The sequence below is a fragment of the Microbacterium sp. X-17 genome (assembly GCF_039615055.1).
In genome coordinates this window covers 156,396-174,834 of the sequence record NZ_JBDHNI010000001.1, presented here as the reverse complement: position 1 = coordinate 174,834, position 18,439 = coordinate 156,396, and the positions used below count along the sequence as shown (strand labels likewise).

At 70.6% G+C, this 18,439-nt stretch carries 16 protein-coding genes; 6 read left to right on the top strand and 10 right to left on the bottom strand.

The genetic code is table 11. From position 1 onward, the window contains the following. Nucleotides 1-133: 133 nt before the first annotated feature. On the bottom strand, nt 134-862 hold the full coding sequence (locus tag ABCS02_RS00825) for a hypothetical protein (protein WP_345833712.1): 729 nt from the start codon (nt 860-862) through the stop codon (nt 134-136). Beyond that, nucleotides 859-1,605 carry a CDP-alcohol phosphatidyltransferase family protein gene (locus ABCS02_RS00820; RefSeq protein WP_345833711.1) on the bottom strand — a complete coding sequence of 249 codons (747 nt, stop codon included), beginning with the start codon at nt 1,603-1,605 and terminating at the stop codon, nt 859-861. Before ABCS02_RS00820 ends, ABCS02_RS00825 begins: the two co-directional genes overlap by 4 nt. A 244-nt stretch (nt 1,606-1,849) precedes the next feature. Here ABCS02_RS00820 and ABCS02_RS00815 point away from each other — a divergent pair, with 244 nt between their 5' ends. Continuing rightward, entirely contained in the window at nt 1,850-2,272 is a 423-nt protein-coding gene (locus tag ABCS02_RS00815; RefSeq protein ID WP_345833710.1) for an adenylyltransferase/cytidyltransferase family protein, read from the top strand. 7 nt (nt 2,273-2,279) lie between these two features. On the opposite strand, the gene pip is transcribed toward ABCS02_RS00815, so the two are convergent. After that, complete coding sequence (gene pip / locus ABCS02_RS00810) at nt 2,280-3,320, bottom strand: prolyl aminopeptidase (protein ID WP_345833709.1); 1,041 nt, start codon at nt 3,318-3,320, stop codon at nt 2,280-2,282. 182 nt (nt 3,321-3,502) lie between these two features. Here pip and ABCS02_RS00805 point away from each other — a divergent pair, with 182 nt between their 5' ends. Beyond that, complete coding sequence (locus ABCS02_RS00805) at nt 3,503-4,483, top strand: malate dehydrogenase (protein WP_345833708.1); 981 nt, start codon at nt 3,503-3,505, stop codon at nt 4,481-4,483. Nucleotides 4,484-4,551: 68 nt separating this feature from the next. On the opposite strand, the gene ABCS02_RS00800 is transcribed toward ABCS02_RS00805, so the two are convergent. The 3 genes from ABCS02_RS00800 to ABCS02_RS00790 form a co-directional block, all read right to left on the bottom strand. Then, complete coding sequence (locus ABCS02_RS00800; RefSeq protein ID WP_345833707.1) at nt 4,552-6,675, bottom strand: acyl-CoA dehydrogenase; 2,124 nt, start codon at nt 6,673-6,675, stop codon at nt 4,552-4,554. 182 nt (nt 6,676-6,857) lie between these two features. Beyond that, nucleotides 6,858-7,310, bottom strand: coding sequence for a DapH/DapD/GlmU-related protein (locus ABCS02_RS00795; protein ID WP_345833706.1), 453 nt, complete (start codon nt 7,308-7,310; stop codon nt 6,858-6,860). Between the two features lie 160 nt (nt 7,311-7,470). Continuing rightward, entirely contained in the window at nt 7,471-9,276 is a 1,806-nt protein-coding gene (locus ABCS02_RS00790) for a glycoside hydrolase family 3 N-terminal domain-containing protein (RefSeq protein WP_345833705.1), read from the bottom strand. Between the two features lie 144 nt (nt 9,277-9,420). On the opposite strand from ABCS02_RS00790, the gene ABCS02_RS00785 reads away from it, so the two are divergent. Next, nucleotides 9,421-9,996 (top strand): dihydrofolate reductase family protein, encoded by a 576-nt coding sequence (locus tag ABCS02_RS00785; RefSeq protein WP_345833704.1) that lies wholly within the window; start codon nt 9,421-9,423, stop codon nt 9,994-9,996. Nucleotides 9,997-10,052: 56 nt separating this feature from the next. Continuing rightward, the gene (locus ABCS02_RS00780) at nt 10,053-10,598 is read left to right on the top strand and encodes a hypothetical protein (protein ID WP_345833703.1); all 546 of its coding nucleotides are present in this window, start codon (nt 10,053-10,055) and stop codon (nt 10,596-10,598) included. 39 nt (nt 10,599-10,637) lie between these two features. Here ABCS02_RS00780 and ABCS02_RS00775 read toward each other — a convergent pair whose 3' ends face one another. Beyond that, entirely contained in the window at nt 10,638-11,168 is a 531-nt protein-coding gene (locus ABCS02_RS00775; RefSeq protein WP_345833702.1) for a hypothetical protein, read from the bottom strand. Between the two features lie 171 nt (nt 11,169-11,339). Further along, a complete protein-coding gene (recQ, locus tag ABCS02_RS00770) occupies nt 11,340-13,355 on the bottom strand; it encodes a DNA helicase RecQ (protein ID WP_345833701.1) in 2,016 nt (671 codons plus the stop codon). Nucleotides 13,356-13,540: 185 nt separating this feature from the next. On the opposite strand from recQ, the gene ABCS02_RS00765 reads away from it, so the two are divergent. Next, a complete protein-coding gene (locus ABCS02_RS00765) occupies nt 13,541-14,386 on the top strand; it encodes an EamA family transporter (protein ID WP_345833700.1) in 846 nt (281 codons plus the stop codon). Nucleotides 14,387-14,522: 136 nt separating this feature from the next. Then, nucleotides 14,523-16,076 (top strand): amino acid permease, encoded by a 1,554-nt coding sequence (locus ABCS02_RS00760; RefSeq protein WP_345833699.1) that lies wholly within the window; start codon nt 14,523-14,525, stop codon nt 16,074-16,076. Nucleotides 16,077-16,189: 113 nt separating this feature from the next. On the opposite strand, the gene ABCS02_RS00755 is transcribed toward ABCS02_RS00760, so the two are convergent. Further along, a complete protein-coding gene (locus tag ABCS02_RS00755) occupies nt 16,190-16,648 on the bottom strand; it encodes a MarR family transcriptional regulator (RefSeq protein ID WP_345833698.1) in 459 nt (152 codons plus the stop codon). Then, nucleotides 16,632-18,374, bottom strand: coding sequence for an MFS transporter (locus ABCS02_RS00750; protein WP_345833697.1), 1,743 nt, complete (start codon nt 18,372-18,374; stop codon nt 16,632-16,634). The genes ABCS02_RS00755 and ABCS02_RS00750 overlap by 17 nt, the downstream gene beginning before the upstream one ends. Nucleotides 18,375-18,439 lie beyond the last annotated feature (65 nt).

The window sequence follows — 18,439 nt, the reverse complement described above, 5'->3', positions numbered from 1 at the left end:
GTTCGGGTTGTGAGGAGAAACGTCGCTGAGGGTTCTCGGGGGATTTCTCGACAATTTCTCAGTTTCTTGGCGCTGAGCTTAGCTCAGCATCGAGTGGAGTGGAGTGCTCGCCCCCCGTATTGGGGGCGGCCCGTCACTTCGGGGCGGCGCCTTGGAAGGCGATGGCGGGAGCACCCGCCTGATAGTCCACCGTGACGATGACGGACCCACGCTGGTCCTCCGGCACGGTGAAGATGTAGGTGGCGGACGCCGTGGAGCCCGCGGCGACGCTGGCCGCGAGGGTCGTCCCGCCCGGCTTGCTCAGCGGCAGGGCAGGCGTGTTGTCCTTGCCGTAGTAGACGTTCACGACGACGCCCTGCGTCGGGTAGGCGGCGGCGCCGGCGTTCGAGAAGGCCAGCGTGAACCGGATGGCGGGCCCGGCGATCTCGCCGACGCCCTCGGCTTCTCCCTTCACCGACTCCAGCTTCGTCATTGCGACCGTCACACCCTTGACGACGGACGTCGTCGACTCCATCGCGACCGGTTGACGCTGCGGAAGGGCGGCCCCCGCAGCTCCCGGGACGGTGCTCGGTGCGGGAGTGGAGCCGGTGGCCGGAGCGCCGGTGGCCGGGGCGCCGGAGGCCGGGGCGCCGGAGGCCGATGGGCTGGGCGCCGAGGACGCGCCGGGAGCCGACGAGGCGGTCGGCGTGCGAGCGGAGTCGGCGGCGACCGGCGAGGACGCCGGCCCGTTCGTCACGCCCCACCAGATCCCCGCGGCCGCCAGCCCGAGCACGACCACGGCGCCGGCGGCGATCAGGGCGACGTTCCGCGGCTTCATCCGGGCGGCGCCCTCCGCGGGCTTCTTCTCGTCGTGCGAGGTCATCGGACTTCCTTTCCGAGTTGCTTCATCTGCGCGAACCAGCGCGGAAGCGCGAAGGCGAGAGCTCCGAGGTTCGCGATGAAGAAGAGTCCGTAGGCGATGGTGAAGAGCATCGGCCAGCCGAGCAGCAGGAACACGAGGCAGAGGATGCCGTAGTCGGTGGGCAGGATCAGGATCGTGTGCGCGAGCGACCGGCGCCCGGCCTCCCTGGTGCGCTGACCGCCGCGGGCATCGCGCAGCAGATCGTTGAGGATCATGCCGAAGAACGTGACCGCGGAGACGATCGCATAGAGAAGAGGGAGCAGCAGCCACGCAGGCGGCAGCGCGAACCAGCGGAACATCGCGATCGCGACGGCGATGTGCAGACTGGACAGCTTGGCGCAGTCCACGACGTGGTCGAGCCATTCGCCCGCGGGCGACCCGCCGCCGCGCAACCGCGCGACCTGACCGTCGGCGGAGTCGAACGCGTAGCCCAGCGCCAGCAGCAGCCAGACCAGCAGGCCGCTCCACGCCGCGGGCGGGATGAGGGCGATGCACAGGATGCCGGCGAAGGTCAGCGCGGCGGAGATCGCCGTCACCGCGTTCGGCGTCAGGCCGGCTCGGTAGGCCCACGCGGCGATCAGGCGCCCGGCCTTCCGGTTCACGTAGATGGAGTAGGGGGGCGAGCCGGGGAGCGACACCTTCTGCGCTCCGGCGAGCCGGCGCACGATGTCGCCGTACGACGCGGTGCTGTCGCTGGTGCTCATCCCTCCCCCTTCCTGACGCCGTCGGCCGCGGACAGCGTGGAACCAGGTTCGGGTTCGGGTTCCCTGCGGCGGTCGGGCCGTGCCCAGGAGTCTAGTTGAGAAACCCTCAACTAACACCCCTCGGTTCGCACCCCGTTCGGGTGACACGACGAGCGCGCGACCCCCAGTGGCTGAATTCCTAGTGACAAGTTCTCACTTTTTGTGCAAAATAGGTGAGGATACCTCACCCGAAGGGGGAATCGAAGTGAGCATGCGCGTCGGTTATGCCGCAGGAGCGTTCGACCTGTTCCACATCGGACACCTCAACATCCTCAAGCACGCCAGGAGCGAGTGCGACTATCTGATCGCGGGCGTGGTCTCCGATGAGATGCTGCGGCTCACCAAGGGCGTCGACCCGGTCATCCCCCTCGCGGAGCGGATCGAGATCGTGCGCCACATCGCGTACGTGGACGAGGCGGTCGCCGAGACCGTCCCGGACAAGCTCGACATGTGGCGAGAGTTGCGCTTCGACGTGTTCTTCAAGGGCGACGACTGGCGCGGCACCGAGAAGGGCCTCCGGCTGGAGCGGGAGTTCGCCGCGGTGGGCGTGGAGGTCGTGTACTTCCCGTACACGATGACGACCTCGTCCACCCAGCTCAGGAAGGCGCTCGCGGCTCTCGCCGGCTGAGCGGGGGCTACTTCTCGTCCGCGTCCTCGTCGTCCGAGTCCTCGTCGTCCGCGGGTTCTTCTGCCTCGTCCTCGTCGTCCACATCCTCCGCATCGCCGGCGAACCGGTCGGTCGCCTCGATCAGCGCGTCCAGGATGCCCGGCTCGTCGTACGCGTGCCCGGCGTCCGCCACGATGTTCAGCTCGGCCTCCGGCCACGCCCGGTGCAGGTCCCACGCGGTCATCGCCGGCGTGCAGACGTCGTAGCGGCCCTGCACGATGACGCCGGGGATGCCCTCCAGCTTGTACGCGTCGCGGATGAGCTGGTCCTCCTCGAACCAGCCGCCGTTCATGAAGTAGTGGTTCTCGATGCGCGCGAACGCCACCGCGTACTTCTCCTCGGTGAAGGTCTCGACGACCTCCGGCCGCGGCAGCAGCGTGATCGTGGAGGACTCCCAGCGCGACCAGGCGATGGCGGCCGGCCCGTGCACCGCCGGGTCCTCGTCCGCGAGCAGCCGGCTGTACGCCCGGATCAGGTGGCCGCGCTCCGCCGGCGGCACCGGCTCCACGAAGCCCTCCCACAGGTCGGGGAACAGCGCCGCCGCGCCGCCCTCGTAGAACCAGTCCAGCTCGGCCGGGCGCAGCGTGAAGATGCCGCGCACGATCAGCTCGGTCACCCGCTCGGGATGCGTCTCGGCGTAGGCGAGGGCCAGCGCGCTGCCCCACGAGCCGCCGAACACCTGCCAGCGCTCGATCTCCAGGTGTTCGCGCAGCCTCTCCAGGTCGGAGACGAGATTCCAGGTGGTGTTCGCCGACAGGTCCGCGCCCGGGTCGCTCGCGTGCGGCAGGCTGCGACCGCAGTTGCGCTGGTCGAGCAGGACGATCCGGTACCGCTCGGGGTCGAACAGCCGCCGGTGGGAGGGCGTGCTGCCGCCGCCGGGACCGCCGTGCAGGAACACGACCGGCTTGCCGTCCGGGTTCCCGCTGGTCTCCCAGTACACCTGCTGGCCATCGCCGACGTCCAGCATCCCGCTGTCGTACGGCTCGATCTCCGGGTAGAGAGTGCGCATGGTGCGACTGTAGCGGCGCACCCCCCGCTCCCCCACGCGCCGCGCCCACCCCTCCCACCCCGCGCACACGCGCACAACGGAGGACATCCGCCCCGATTCCGCCCGCATCTCCTCCGTTAGCTGCCATCCGGGCCTGGCCGACGACGGATGTCCTCCGTTGCCGACAGCGCTAGGCTCGCCGCATGAGCACCCCCGTGACCGTCGCCGTCACCGGCGCCGGTGGACAGATCGGCTACGCCCTCCTCTTCCGCATCGCCTCCGGGCAGCTGCTCGGGCACGACGTGCCGGTGCGGCTGCGGCTGCTGGAGATCCCGGCCGGGCTCGGCGCCGCCGAGGGCACCGCGCTGGAGCTGGAGGACGGCGCCTTCCCGCTGCTGCACGGAGTCGACGTGACCGACGACCCGCGCGCGGCCTTCGACGGCGCGAGCGTCGCCCTCCTTGTCGGCGCCCGTCCACGCAGCGCCGGGATGGAGCGCGCCGACCTCCTGGAGGCCAACGGCGGCATCTTCGGCCCGCAGGGCGCCGCGCTCAACGACGTCGCCGCCGACGACGTGCGCGTGCTCGTCGTGGGCAACCCGGCGAACACGAACGCGCTGATCGCCAGCGCGCACGCGCCGGACATCCCGGCCGAGCGCTTCACCGCGATGACCCGGCTCGACCACAACCGCGCCGTCGCGCAGCTCGCGGCGAGGCTCGGCGTCCCGGTGCGCGCGATCGAGGGCGTCATCGTGTGGGGCAACCACTCGGCGAGCCAGTACCCCGACCTCAGCCACGCCACCGTGAACGGCCGGCCCGCGACCGAGCTCGTAGAGGAGGGCTGGCTCGCGGAGGAGTACATCCCGCGGGTGTCGAAGCGCGGCGCCGAGATCATCGCGGTCCGCGGCTCGTCGTCCGCCGCCTCCGCAGCGAGCGCCGCCATCGACCACGTGCGCGACTGGGTGGACGGCACCGGCGAGCGCTGGACCTCCGCCGCGATCGTCTCGGACGGCTCCTACGGCGTGCCGGAGGGCCTGATCTCGTCGTTCCCGGTGCGCAGCGTCGACGGCCGCTGGGAGATCGTCCAGGGCCTCGCGATCGACGCCTTCTCGCGCGAGCGCATCGACGCGTCGGTCGCCGAGCTCGTGGCCGAGCGCGACGCCGTCCGCGATCTCGGCCTGCTCTGACCCCACCTATCTGACAGGACACGCCGCCTCGCGGTCTCGCGAGGCGGCGTGTCCTGTCAGTTCGTTGGTCAGCGGTGCTTGGTCGGCGCCTTCTCCGGCGTCGGGAGGGTGCCGTCGGCGCGGCGAGCCGCGTAGTACGCGCGCGCCTCCGCCTGGCGCTCGGCCTCCGCGCCGCTCGCGATCTTCGCGCGGACCAGCTCGGGGCCGTAGCCGAAGGCGTCCACCAGGTCGACCGCGTGCGGGCGGATACGGGTCAGCAGCCGGTCGATGTACGCCGACACGGCCTGCGCGCGCTGCGGCGAGAGGCGGCCATGGATGAGATACCAGGCCAGGTGCTTCTCGATCAGCCCGAAACCGAACAGGTCGCGCAGCCAGGTCAGCACCTGCTTGGTGCCGGCGTCGGGAGCCTGCTCCAGGGCCTCCGTGAAGGCCTCCCACTGGAGGAGCTCGCCGTGGGCGCGGGCGGCCTCGATGAGCTCGTTCTGCTGCGAGTTGAACAGGTCGGCCGCGGCCTTCTTGCCGAGCTTGGAGGCCGGACGGAGCCGTCCGCCGATCTCCGAGATCATCGTCTCGACGCGGTCGGTGAGCAGCTCCCGCTGGGTCGCGGACTCCTGCAGCCAGTTGACCGCGCGTGCCGTGGAGCCGAAGTCGCGCACGGTCTGGCCGACGCTCCGCAGGCCCGAGCCGTGGTACGCCCGGCCCGCCGCCTGCACGACGACGTACCGCGCAAGCGCGCCGGCGTCGGCCTTGGCGAACTTGCGGCTGAAGTCGGTCAGGAGTCGCTTGGCGACGAGCTGCAGGAGGACGTTGTTGTCGCCCTCGAAGGTCACCCAGATGTCGAGGTCCTGGCGCAGCGAGGTGATCCGGTTCTCGGTCAGGAAGCCCGCGCCGCCGCAGGCCTCGCGCGCCTCCTGGAGGGTCTCCAGCGCGTGCCAGGTGCTGAGCGGCTTAAGCGCCGCCGCGATGGTCTCCAGGTCCTGGCGGTCGGCGTCCGTGTCGGTCTTGCCGCTGAACACGTCGTCGAACTTGTGCAGGAACATCTCGTGCGCGAAGCTCTCCGCGTACGTGGTGGCCAGCAGCGGGAGCAGCCGGCGCTGGTGGCGCTGGTAGTCGAGCACGACCTCCTCGTCGGTGTCGCTGCCTGCGGTGAACTGGCGGCGCTGGTCGCCGTAGGTCAGCGCGATCTTCAGGCCGATCTTCGCCGCGATGGTCGCGGAGCCGTCGAGCGAGACGCGGCCCTGGACGAGCGTGCCGAGCATCGTGAAGAAGCGCCGGCCCGGGCTCGCGATCGGGGAGCTGTAAGTGCCGTCCTCCGCGACGTCGCCGTAGCGGTTGAGGAGGTCGGTGCGCGGGATGCGGACGCCGGTGAAGTGCAGGCGGCCGTTGTCGATGCCGTTGAGGCCGCCCTTCTGGCCGTCGTCCTCGCCGCCGATGCCGGGCAGGAAGTCGCCGTTCGCGTCGCGGATCGGCACGTAGAAGGCGTGGACGCCGTGGTTGACGCCCTTCGTGACGAGCTGCGCGAAGACCACGGCGGCCGTGGCGTCGACCGCCGCGTTGCCGAGGTAGTCCTTCCACGCCCCGCGGAACGGGGTGTCGAGGACGAAGTCCTTCGTGTCCGGGTCGTACGTCGCGGTGGTCGCGATGGCGGCGACGTCCGAGCCGTGGCCGGTCTCCGTCATGGCGAAGGCGCCGGGCACGTCGAGCGACATGATCGCCGGCAGATAGGTCGTGTGGTGGTACTCCGTGCCGAGGTGCAGCACGGCCGCGCCGAACAGCCCCCACTGGACGCCGGACTTGATCTGGAGGGACGGGTCCGCCGCGACGAGCTCCTCGAACGCGGCGATGTTGCCGCCGTGGTCCTCCAGGCCGCCGACCGACTTCGGGAAGGCGCGGTGCACCTGACCGTGGTCGACCAGCAGCTTGAGCTGCCCGAAGACCCGCTTACGGTGGTCGGCGACGGAGAGGCCCTCCACCTTCTGCAGCTCGGGTTGCGCGGAGAGCGCGCGGGAGGCCAGGCGGACCTCCGCCCAGGTGCCCAGGAGCTGGCGGCCCAGCGCCTCGACGTCGACGCGCGGCGCGGCGCCGGCCGGAGCCGTCGCGGCGGCAGCGGCGGCCGCTTCGTTCTCGGCGGCGTCGACGACGGGGGTGGAGGTGCGGGGCTTCTCGGGTGCGCGCTCTGCGGTGTCAACCATGAGGTTCCTCTTCGATGTCTCGGGGTCATCGTCACGCTACGACTGGGCGACGACGAGGCGAAACCGTCGGTGCGGAGGCGACAAAAACGGCCCGCGAGGTCCGCGGGCCGTTTGTGGGAAGCTCCAAATCGCCGTCCCGAACGTCATCGGGTATGGACAAGAGCGCCTGTGGTCGGTACGGCTCAGGCCGCCCGGCGGGTCGCGCGCGCCTCGCGGGGCAGGGCGGCGAGGGCGGCGCGCGCCGCGGTGGCCCCGCGCAGCTCGATGACCATGCCCGGCGCGATCTGCTCGTCGCGGTCGACGCGGGCGCCGTTGCCGATCATGGCGTTGTCGCCCACCTTCACATTGCTGCCGATGCGCGCTCCGCTGCCGATGACGCAGCCCTTGCCGATGTGGACGTTGGCGCCGACGAACGTGCGGTCGCCGATCGTCGCACCGGAGTCGATCCAGCTCCCGGCGCCGATGTAGGCGTCCAGTCCCACGCGGGCGTCGGCCTCCACGTAGGCGGTCGGCTCGATGCGGGCCGAGTCGGCCACACGGGCCGAGGGGGAGACGAGTCCCTTGCCGTTCGCGTGCCGCCTGTACTTGATGATTGCGCCGGTCTCGTCCTCGAGCTCTTCTATCCTCCGTGCCATTTCATCCCTCCTTCGAGATCGTCGCGAGATTATGCCACCTGACATAACCGTGAACGGGGGTGAAAGATTCCCTGATCGCCCCACGGAACGGGCACTGTACGCCTGCGATCCGGGGGCGACCAGGGGGGATGCTCGGAAGGTGCCGAGTACGGGTCCCGCGCTAGTAGCTCAGGCCGTGGCCGAACCGGTAGAGCGGGTCGGCCGTGTCGAAGGGCACGTCCGGGCGGTTCTCCAGCACGGCAGCCATCGAGGACGGCAGGTCCATCGGGAGGCGGCCCTGGGGCACGGCCTCCCCGAACAGCACGTCGAGCAGCGCCGCCGAGCTCGCGCCGAAGTCGGCCGCGAGGGCACGGACCTCCCCCGCGAACGGCGTCAGGATGGCCGGGCGGTCGAGGAACACCTCCAGCACGGTCGGCACCGCGCGGGCGATGGCGAGGACCTCGTCCACCGTCTCCTGCGGGAAGTCGAGCGAGCCGGCGTGGAAGAAGTTCTCGAACATCGTGGAGCGCTGCTCGTACGGCGCGTGCAGGCGCACCAGCGCGACGTCCGCCTCCTCCGGGCTGGCGACGACCGTCGCGTAGCCGGCCACGACCTCCGGGTCGAAGCCGTGGACGAAGACCTTCGCTCCGCGCGCGAGCGGGAGGACGCCCTCGTTCTTCAGCAGCGTCACCGAGGCGCGCTGGGCGGCCTCCCCCGCCGCCACGAACGCCGGGCTGCCGACCACCGCGGCCGCGCGGGCCGGGTCGACCGTCGGCGCGTCGAACAGGCCGAGCCGGAACTTCTCGCGCAGCAGGCGGCGCGCGGAGACGTCGAGGCGCTCCTCCGCCAGCTCGCCGCTGCGCACGAGGTCGACGAGCATATCTGGGATGGCCTCCCCGCCGAACTGGTCGGCCCCGGCGTCCAGGATCTTCGTCATCCGCTCGCGCGTCGACAGGTGCTCGACGCCCCACGCGCGGGCCGGGAACGGCTGGCCGCCGATCTCGGCGTCGGTGAGCAGCCCCCAGTCGGTGCAGACGATGCCGTCGAAGCCGTAGCGGTCGCGCAGCAGGCCGGTGACGACGGACTTGTTGAAGCCGAAGCCGACCTCCTCGTACTCGGTACCGACCGGCATCCCGTAGTACGGCATGATCTGGCTGGTGCCGGCCTCGAACGCCGCCTCGAACGGCTTGAGGTGCGTCTCGAACTCCCCGCCCGGGTAGACCTGCTCGCGCCCGTAGGGGAAGTGCGGGTCCTCGCCGTCCTTCTGCGGGCCGCCGCCCGGGAAGTGCTTGGTCATCGTCGCGACCGAGTCCGGGCCGAGCTCGGCGCCCTGGAAGCCGCGGATGTACGCGGCGCCGAGCCGCGAGGTGAGGTCGACGTCCTCGCCGAACGTGGCGACCTGGCGCGCCCAGCGCGGCTCGGTCGCGAGGTCGATCTGCGGGTGCAGGGCGACGCGGATGCCGACCGCCGTGTACTCCTGACGCGCGATGTCGGCGAAGCGCTCCACGAGCTCCTCGTCGCCGATCGCCGCGAGGCCGAGCGTCTCCGGCCACTGCGAGAACGGGCCGGCCATGATCGCGGCGCCCGGGTTGTCGCTGAACGAGTGCCGCGGGTCGGTGGAGAGGGTGACCGGGATGCCGAGCCGGGTGCCGGCCGCGACCTCCTGGACGCGGTTGTGCCACTCGGCCATCTCGGCGGCCGAGCTGGCGGCGCCGAAGACGTTGAAGTGCGACATGTGCCGGTCGCGGATCATCTCGGCGCTGTCCGCGATCCCGAACAGCGGGTTCGGGCCGGCGACCGTGCCGCCCTCGCCGATGGTGATCATGGTCTGGAAGAACAGGCCGGCCTTCTCCTCCAGGGTCATCTGGCCGAGCAGGTTCTCGACGCGCTCGTCGAGCGGGAGGCTGGCGTCGCGGTAGCGGGGGTCGACGGGGAGGTCGGCGGTGCTCTCGTGGTCGGTGGTCTCGGTGGCGGTCGTGTCGGTCATTCGCACTCCTTCGGGCGTCACGGGTTGACGGTTCCGATCATAAACCGACTAGTGCTTGGTTTTTGCCGTGAGTCGTACCCGGCGGGAACGCCTTGACCGTGCCGTTTCGCCGGTCCTAGGGTGGCGGCGTCGAAGGGGGACGGGATGGCGCGGCTCATCGTGGAGCAGATCGTGTCGGCGGACGGGACGGCGGAGGACGCGGAGGGCGGCATGAGCTTCCTGACGCCGGAGTCCACCGGCGGCGAGGCCGACCAGGAGCAGCTCCGGCGGCTCGCGGGCCTCTCCGCGATCGTGCTCGGCGCGAACACATACCGCCTGTTCGCGTCGTACTGGCCGACGGCCTCCGAGGAGGAGGACCCGATCGCCGGGCTGATCAACCGCGTCCCGAAGCATGTGCTCAGCAACAGCCTCGACGCGGCGCCGTGGGGCGACCATCCGGCGGCGACGGTCGAGCGCGGGGACGTCGTGGAGTCGCTGCGGCGCCTGAAGGCGGCGTACCCGGGCGAGATCATCCTCTGGGGCAGCCTGCGGCTGGCGGACGCGGCGTTCCTGGCGGACGAGGTCGACGTGCTGCGGCTGCGCATCCTGCCGAGCATCCTCGGCGGCGGGCGCGGCATCGTGCCCGAGTCCCTGCCGGTCACGGTGCTGAGGCTCGTGTCGTCGAGCATCCACCCGGGTGGGCAGGTGGCGTTGGAGTACGAGGTTGGGGCGCCGGATTAGGCGCTGGCCGTCACGGCTCACATCAGATATATGATGATGGGCGGTAGGAGGCGCCAGTGCGGTACGCAGACAACAACGAAGCGCTCGGCTGGCCGGCCGAGATGGAGCTGAAGGTCGTCGCCCATCCCGAAACACTGCTGGAGCTTCTCTGGATCCGGCATCACGCGATCGGGGGCGCGTGCCCCGAGCTGCCTCCAGCAGAGCTGCCGGGCGACGCGGTACGAGCTGAAGAAGACACGTTCCGGGCGAGCGGGTGGGCGACCCACTGGCACCGCGCCGTCGCCCGCGCCTGCGGACAACCAGACCTCGCGGACAGCGACACGCAGTCGTTCGTGACGGAGGTTGCACACCAACACTGCATCGAGATTCGCGGCCCGGTCGACGACTGGGCTCGAGGGCTCGTGAACAACATCGGCGCAGAGGTCGCCCTCGCCCCAGACGTGAAGAAAGCGTGGGAGCGGGGGCTGCGTTGCGTGATCGACGTCCCGCTGCGCGGGGAGTTCGCGGAGCGGATCGGTGACGGCACACTGCTGGTCTCGACCGCGACACGCTCGAATCCGTCTGCATACTGGCGAGCTCTGGCGAAGTTCTCCCACGCGTGACGGTGGGCAAGGCCGCGTCTCGCCCACCGTCATCGACCATCACGAATGGAAGTTCTCGCCCGGACTCCCCGACACGCAGACCGCACCGTTGCTCATGACGACGTTCGACCCGGGAAGAACGTTGGCGAAATCCCCGCCGCCGTTGTACGACCAACTGCTGAACCAGGTCGCCCCGGATGCCCCGCCCCAGTGATAGCTCGGTAGACCGCTCCAGCCCCAGACCTGCACCGTCCAGTTCTTCGCGATGACAGGGTGGGTGACCGTGTACCCAGTGGTGATGACTTTGCGCTGCCCGGATGACTGCGCGTTGATCCACGACGAGCCGCACGGCCCGTCCACGAACTTTGTCCGGGAGAGGAGAGCACGTTCGAGTTGCCGTTCGTAGGCGAGCGCGTCAGCAGAAACCGGCACGCTCCGGGTGACGCCCGCTTCGTCGGTCACGATGGAGTAGCCGTTCGCCTCCGCTACCGCAGCGTCGTACCCCGTGAACTCCATTGGCAGATCGACCTGCGAATCCGTGCCGGTCGAGTTCGTCGCCGTGGCCGGGATGGCCCCGGACAGTGCGGCCAAAAGCACACCTGCCGCTACCGCTGACGCGACTGTGCGTAACTTTCGATTCATTCTGTTACCTCCTCGGCTGGGCACCGTCGCCCGCTTGTGAAGACGCTTCGTCGCGCCCGATCACATCCTAAGGAGATGTATAACCTCAGACGATAGATTTCACCTACGATTCCCCCGCGCCTACCGCTCCCCCGCCACCACCTCCAGCAGCGCCTCCCCGTATGTCTCCTTCTTCTTCGCGCCGATGCCGCTGATGCCGTCGAGGTCGGCGAGCGTTGCGGGGCGGGCGGACGCGACCGCGCGGAGGGTCGCGTCGCCGAACACGATGTAGGCGGGGACCCCCTGCGTCTTCGCCTCGCTCGCGCGCCAGGCGCGCAAGGCCTCGAACAGGCCGGCGTCGGCCGGGGCCAGGTCCGAGGGCGCCGCGGACCTGCCGCCGCGGGAGGAGCGGACCGGGCGCTCGGGCTCGCGGCGGAGGACGACCTCCCGGCCGCCCGACAGCACCTCGGCGCTCGCGGGGGTGAGCGCGAGGACGCCGTACTCGCCCTCGGGCTTCAGCAGCTCCTGGGCGATGAGCTGGCGCACCACGCCGCGCCACTGGCTCTCGCCGAGGTCGTCGCCGATTCCCCAGGTGGACAGGCGGTCGTGGCCGTACTGGTCGACGCGCGGGGTGCGCTTGGCGCGCAGGATGTCGATGAGGTGGCCGGCGCCGAAGCGCTGGTTGCGCTCGCGCTGCAGGCGGACCACCGTCGAGAGCAGCTTCTGGGCCGGGACGGTGCCGTCCCAGGTCTCGGGCGGGGTGAGGCAGGTGTCGCAGTTGCCGCAGGGCGTCGCGCGCTGACCGAAGTAGTTCAGCAGGTTCACGCGGCGGCACTGCACCGTCTCGCAGAGCGCGAGCATCGCGTCCAGGTGCTGCGTGAGGCGGCGGCGGTGCGCGAGGTCGCCCGGGGAGTCGTCGATCATGCGGCGCTGCTGCACCACGTCCTGCAGCCCGTACGCGAGCCAGGTCGTCGACGGGAGGCCGTCGCGGCCCGCGCGGCCGGTCTCCTGGTAGTAGCCCTCGACCGACTTGGGGAGGTCGATGTGCGCGACGAACCGCACGTCCGGCTTGTCGATGCCCATGCCGAACGCGATCGTCGCGACGACGATCACGCCGTCCTCGCGGAGGAACCGCGACTGGGTGCGCGCCCGCGTCTGGGCGTCGAGGCCGGCGTGGTACGGCAGCGCGGTGAGGCCACGACTCGCCAGGAACTCGGCCGTGCGCTCCACGGAGTTGCGGGACAGCGCGTAGACGATGCCCGCCTCGCCCGGGTGCTCGCCGGTGATGAAATCGAGGAGCTGCTTGCGCACCTCCACCTTGGGGACGATGCGGTACTGGATGTTCGGCCGGTCGAAGTCGGAGACGAAGTGCTCCGCGCCGTCGAGCCGCAGGCGTTCGGTGAGCTCGCGGTGGGTCGCCTCGGTCGCGGTCGCGGTGAGGGCGATGCGCGGGACGCCGGGCCAGCGATCGGCCAGCTCGGAGAGGGCCAGGTAGTCCGGCCGGAAGTCGTGACCCCACTGGGAGACGCAGTGCGCCTCGTCGATGGCGAACAGCGCGACGCGGCCGCGCTCCAGGAAACGCTTGGTCGCCTCGCTGGAGAGCCGCTCCGGAGCGACGTAGAGGATGTCCAGCTCGCCGGCGAGATAGGCGCGCTCGACCGCCGCGCGCTGGCCGGAGTCCTGGGTCGAGTTGAGGAACGCCGCGCGGACGCCGACAGCGGTCAGCGCGTCCACCTGGTCCTGCATGAGCGCGATGAGCGGCGACACGACGACGCCCGTCCCCTCGCGCACCAGCGACGGGATCTGGTAGCAGAGCGACTTGCCGCCGCCGGTCGGCATGAGCACGACAGCGTCGCCTCCCGCCACCACCCGGTCGATGATCTCGGCCTGCTGCCCGCGGAAGGAGTCGTAGCCGAACACGGTGCGCAACGCCTCGGCGGGCGAGGCGAAGCGGGCGGGCGTCGCCTGCGGGGTTCGCGGCGCGGCGGCGGAGGCGCCCGCCGACGGAGCCGGCGCATCGGAGAACGGCGCATCCGAGAACGGCACGTCCCCGTACGGGTCGTCGCCGAAGTCGGGCAGCGGGGGCTCGGCGTCGAACGGCGGCTCGTCGAAGGGCGGCGCCTCCCGGTCGTCGGGCTCCCACGTGTTCCAGCTCATCCCTCGATCGTAACGACCGCCGCCGACCGCGAGCCCCGCTCGGCGAATCTGCGGAGAACTCACGCAGACGGCGCGGTTGTGGAGGACGAACCGGCGCGCGATGACGCCCTCCGCTACGATCGGCCCATGCGGACGCATCCCCAGCCCGGCACCGCGTCCCTCCCCCACCCGGCGACGGCGGCGTGATGCCGTCCGCGATCCTCGGCCTGCTCAGCGCGCTCGTCTACGGCTCGGCCGACTTCGTCGGGGGCCTCGCCGCGCGCGCGATCGGCCCCCTGCGCACCACCGCCCTCGGCGCGGTCGGCGGCCTCGCGCTCCTCCTCGTCGCGCTGCCGTTCGTCGGCGGAGTCTGGTCCGCGGCCGCCCTCGGCTGGGGTGCGGCCTCCGGCGTCGTCGGCGCCGCCGCGGTCGCCCTGCTCTACGCCTGCCTCGCGATCGGACCGATGAGCATCCTGTCGCCGCTGACCGCGCTGGTGTCCGCGGTCGTCCCGATGGTGTGGGGCCTCGCGGGCGGCGACCGGTTCGCCCCGATCGGCTACGTCGCGCTCGGCCTCGCGCTGGTCGCGGTCGTGCTGGTCGGCTTCGTCCCGGAGCGCGGCGCCGTACGGCCCAGCGGCCGTGCGCTCGGGATGGCGGTCGCCGCGGGCGCGCTGATCGGCGTGTTCCTCATCATGCTGAACCAGACCCCGGCCGACTCCGGGCTCGTCCCGCTGGTCGCCAACCGCACGGTCAACGCGGCGATCATGTGGACGATCGTCGGCGTCCTGGCCGCGCGCGGCTCCACCCGGCGGCTCACCCGCCGCGGCGTGCTACTCGCGCTCGGGTCCGGGCTGCTGGACGCCTCCGCCAACGTGCTCATCCTGCTCGGGCTGCGAGAGGGCGACCTGACCACGATGTCCGTGCTCGTGGCGCTCTACCCGGCCGGCACGATCGTGCTGGCGGCGCTGGTGCTGCGCGAGCGGATCGCGCCCGTGCAGTGGGTCGGGCTGGTCCTCGCCGTCACCGCCGCCGGCATGCTCGCCGTCGCCTGACCACCCGATCCACCCCGCCGAGGGGCACGTAGATGCCCCTAAAACCGCCTCTTACGGGCGTTTACGTGCCCCTCGGCGATTCTGGCCGGGCGGCGATCCCCAGGTACTGTGGGTCGCCGGACCACGGGAGGCCCCGATGACGCAGAACACACCGCACGACCCTGCAGACGACCTGGAGAACCGCCGCGAGCACCTGGGCGACGTGTCCCAGGCGGTGCAGGACTTCTCCAGCGAGCAGGAGGGCTACCACAAGGCGCTGTCGTCGCGGCAGCTCCAGATGATCGCGATCGGCGGGGCGATCGGCACCGGCCTCTTCCTCGGCGCGGGAGGCCGCCTCCAGCAGGGCGGCCCGCTGCTCGTCCTCGTGTACGCGGTCTGCGGGTTCTTCGCCTTCCTGGTGCTGCGCGCGCTCGGCGAGCTGGTGCTGCACCGGCCGTCGTCCGGCTCCTTCGTCTCCTACGCGCGCGAGTTCTACGGCGAGAAGATGGCGTACGTCGCGGGCTGGATGTACTTCCTCAACTGGGCCATGACGGCGATCGTGGACTCCACCGCGGTCGCGCTCTACGTCAAGTACTGGCAGCTGTTCACCGCGGTGCCGCAGTGGCTGCTCGCGCTGATCGCGCTGGTCGTCGTCGTGAGCCTCAATCTCATCTCGGTGAAGGTGTTCGGCGAGATGGAGTTCTGGTTCGCGATCATCAAGGTGGGCGCGCTCGTCGCCTTCCTCGTCGTCGGCATCGTCGTGCTCGCCGCCGGCTGGCCGACCGACCAGGGACCGACCGGGCTCGCGATGCTCGCGCAGAACGGCTGGCTGCTCCCGCACGGCGTCGCCACGATCGGGATGGCGATCGTGCTCGTGCAGGGCGTCGTCTTCGCCTACGCGGGGGTGGAACTGGTGGGCATCGCGGCCGGCGAGACCGAGAACCCGGAGAAGATCATGCCGCGCGCGATCAACAGCGTGGTCTTCCGCATCGCGGTGTTCTACTGCGGGTCGGTGCTGCTGCTCGCGCTGCTGCTCCCGGCGAGCGTCTACAGCGGCAGCGAGAGCCCCTTCGTCACGTTCTTCAGTCACCTCGGCGGCCCGCAGCTCAGCGCGATCGTCGGCTCGGTGATGAACTTCGTGGTGCTCACGGCGGCGCTGTCGAGCCTGAACGCCGGGATGTACTCCACCGGCCGCATCCTCCACTCGATGGCGCAGACCGGTGCGGCGCCCGCCTTCACCGCCCGGATGAACGCGCGCGGCGTGCCGTACGGCGGCATCCTGCTGACCGCGTCGATCGGTGTGCTCGGCGTCTTCCTCAACCTGATCGTGCCCGCGGAGGCCTTCAACATCGTGCTGAACGTGGCCGCCCTCGGCATCGTCACGAGCTGGGCCATGATCATCCTCTGCCAGATGCAGCTGCGCCGCTGGTCGTTGCAGGGCAAGCTCGCGCGGCCGTCGTTCCGGCTGTTCGGGGCGCCGTTCACCGCGTACCTGACGCTGGCGTTCCTGGCCGCGGTGATCGTGCTGATGGCGTTCGACTACCCCACCGGCACCTACACCGTCGCGTCGCTCGTGGTCATCATCCCCCTGCTGATCCTCGGCTGGTACGCCCAGCGCGGGCGCATCCTCGCCATCGCCCAGGCCCGCGAGGGCTACACCGGCGCCCACCCCGTCATCGCCGCCCGCCGCCCCCGCCGCCAGCGCCCCTGACACCACCCCTCCCACCCACGCCGAAGGGCACGTTGTTGTCACTTCTGGGCGCAAAAAGTGACAACAACGTGCCCCTCGGCAAAGGGGGAAGCGGGTGGGGTGACGCGCTCGCGTCAGGTGGGGCGGGTCTGGGCGGCCTGTTCGAGGGCGGGGAGGGCAGCGCGGAGGGCGGCGACGTCCTCCGCGGAGAGCTCGGCGAGGATCGCGGCGACGGCCTGTGCGCGGTCGGAGCGGGCGGCGAGCAGGAGGTCGTTCCCGGCCTGCGTGCCCGACACGAAGAACGACCGGCCGTCCGCCGGGTCGGGCGTGCGCTCGACGAGTCCGCGCGCCTCCAGGTCGGAGACCACGCGCGTGATGGTGGGGGCGGCGACGATCTCGATAGCCGCGATCTCGCTCGGCCGCAGCGGCCCGCGGCGCACGATCGTGGAGAGCGCCGAGAGCTGCCCGTGACTGAGGCCTCCCGTGGCCGACCGGATGCGGCGGTTCAGCCGCCCGACAGCCAGGGCCAGGCGGCCGGGGACATCGTCGTCACCGGTCGCCGGCCGCTCGGAATGCTCACGCTCGTCCTGCACCGACTTCCTCGCCTTCCACAGCGACCGGCCGCGCGGTTGCGACGGCCTCCTCATGAACATACTTGGATCCGCCGAGGAACGAGGCGACAGCGCCGATGATCGACATCACCGCGGCGGCGATGAACACCACCACGAGGCCGTCGTGGAAGGGCCCGGAGATGAGCTGCGGGAAGAACTCCTTGCCCGTCAGCGTCGCCGCGTCGACGTGGGGGGACTGCAGGAGGCCGGTCGGCCCGAGCAGGCTCGCGATCGGGTTGTAACCGAGGAACGCCGCGAACAGGCTGCCGACCGGAGGGGTCGCGCCGATCTGCGCCGCCACGTTCTGCGGCACCCCGTGCGACGTCAGCCCGGTGGTCAGCGCGGTCGGGAGCGCGACCGACAGCCCCGCGATCATCAGCGAGAAGAAGATGCCGATGGAGAGCGAGCTTCCGGCGTTGAGGGCGACGCCCGCCATCCCGGAGGCCGCTCCGCGCTCGTTCGGCGGCACGCTGTTCATGATCGCCGTGCGGTTCGGCGACGAGAACAGGCCGGAGCCGATGCCGTTCAGGCCGGTCAGCACCGCGAACTGCCAGTACTCGAAGTTCACCGGGATGAGCAGGAGGCCGATGAAGGTGAGCGCCACGAGCACGAGCCCGACGGTCGCGAACGCCCGGGAGCCGAACCGGTCGGAGAGCGCTCCGGAGATCGGGCCGGCGATGAGGAAGCCGATCGTGATCGGCAGCATGTAGATGCCCGCCCAGAGCGGCGTCGACTCGTAGCTGTAGCCGTGCAGCGGCAGCCAGATCCCCTGCAGCCAGATGATCAGCATGAACTGGAGTCCGCCTCGACCGATCGCGGCGAGGAAGCCCGAGAAGATCCCCGACGAGAACGCGCGGATCTTGAACAGCCGCATGTCGAACATCGGCGACGGCACCTTCAGCTCCACGAACACGAACGCGATCAGCAGCAGGATGCCGCCGATGATCGAGCCGATCACCCACGGGTTGCCCCAGCCCTGCGACGAACCGCCGTAGGGCTGGATGCCGTAGGTGATGCCGGTGAGGAGCGCGATCAGGCCGATGCCGAAGGTGACGTTGCCGAGCCAGTCGATGCGCCCGGGGTTCTTCTGGCCGACCTCGTGCAGCGACTTGTACGACCAGATGGTGCCGATGATCCCGAACGGGACCGAGACGAAGAACACCGCGCGCCAGTCGATCTCGGCGAGCACTCCGCCGAGGATGAGGCCGATGAAGGAGCCGGCGATCGCGGCGACCTGGTTGAGGCCGAGCGCGAAGCCGCGCTTGTTGGCCGGGAACGCGTCGGTGAGGATCGCGGTCGAGTTGGCGAACAGCATGGCGCCGCCGACGCCCTGGACGAACCGCCAGGCGATCAGCCACATGGCGCCGGGCCCGCCGGTGAACGGGTCCAGGCAGAGCGCGATCGCAGCGATCGTGAAGATCACGAAGCCGAGGTTGTAGATGCGCACGCGCCCGTACTGGTCGCCCATCCGGCCGAACATGACGACGAGCACGGCGGTGACGAGCATGTAGCCCATCAGCATCCAGAGCAGGTACGAGACGTTGCCCGGCTCCAGCGGGTTCAGCTTGACGCCGGTGAAGATGGCGGGCAGCGAGATGATGACGATCGAGGAGTTGATCGTCGCCATGAGCATGCCGAGCGTGGTGTTGGAGAGCGCCACCCAGCGGTAGTGCGGGTGATCCTTGGTGAAGATGCCGGTGCGGGCCAAGAGAGTCCTTCGTGCGTTTCGTGTCGTGTGTCGTGGGTCGCCGGCCCAGGCAGAGAGGCGCGCCC

Bases quoted from the DNA above. Each gene is read 5' to 3' on its own strand.
- ABCS02_RS00765 (WP_345833700.1), top strand. From the start codon at position 13,541: ATGCCGTCCGCGATCCTCGGCCTGCTCAGCGCGCTCGTCTACGGCTCG.
- ABCS02_RS00795 (WP_345833706.1), bottom strand. From the start codon at position 7,310: ATGGCACGGAGGATAGAAGAGCTCGAGGACGAGACCGGCGCAATCATC.
- recQ (WP_345833701.1), bottom strand. From the start codon at position 13,355: ATGAGCTGGAACACGTGGGAGCCCGACGACCGGGAGGCGCCGCCCTTC.
- pip (WP_345833709.1), bottom strand. From the start codon at position 3,320: ATGCGCACTCTCTACCCGGAGATCGAGCCGTACGACAGCGGGATGCTG.
- ABCS02_RS00760 (WP_345833699.1), top strand. From the start codon at position 14,523: ATGACGCAGAACACACCGCACGACCCTGCAGACGACCTGGAGAACCGC.
- ABCS02_RS00825 (WP_345833712.1), bottom strand. From the start codon at position 862: ATGACCTCGCACGACGAGAAGAAGCCCGCGGAGGGCGCCGCCCGGATG.
- ABCS02_RS00800 (WP_345833707.1), bottom strand. From the start codon at position 6,675: ATGGTTGACACCGCAGAGCGCGCACCCGAGAAGCCCCGCACCTCCACC.
- ABCS02_RS00790 (WP_345833705.1), bottom strand. From the start codon at position 9,276: ATGACCGACACGACCGCCACCGAGACCACCGACCACGAGAGCACCGCC.
- ABCS02_RS00805 (WP_345833708.1), top strand. From the start codon at position 3,503: ATGAGCACCCCCGTGACCGTCGCCGTCACCGGCGCCGGTGGACAGATC.
- ABCS02_RS00785 (WP_345833704.1), top strand. From the start codon at position 9,421: ATGGCGCGGCTCATCGTGGAGCAGATCGTGTCGGCGGACGGGACGGCG.
- ABCS02_RS00820 (WP_345833711.1), bottom strand. From the start codon at position 1,605: ATGAGCACCAGCGACAGCACCGCGTCGTACGGCGACATCGTGCGCCGG.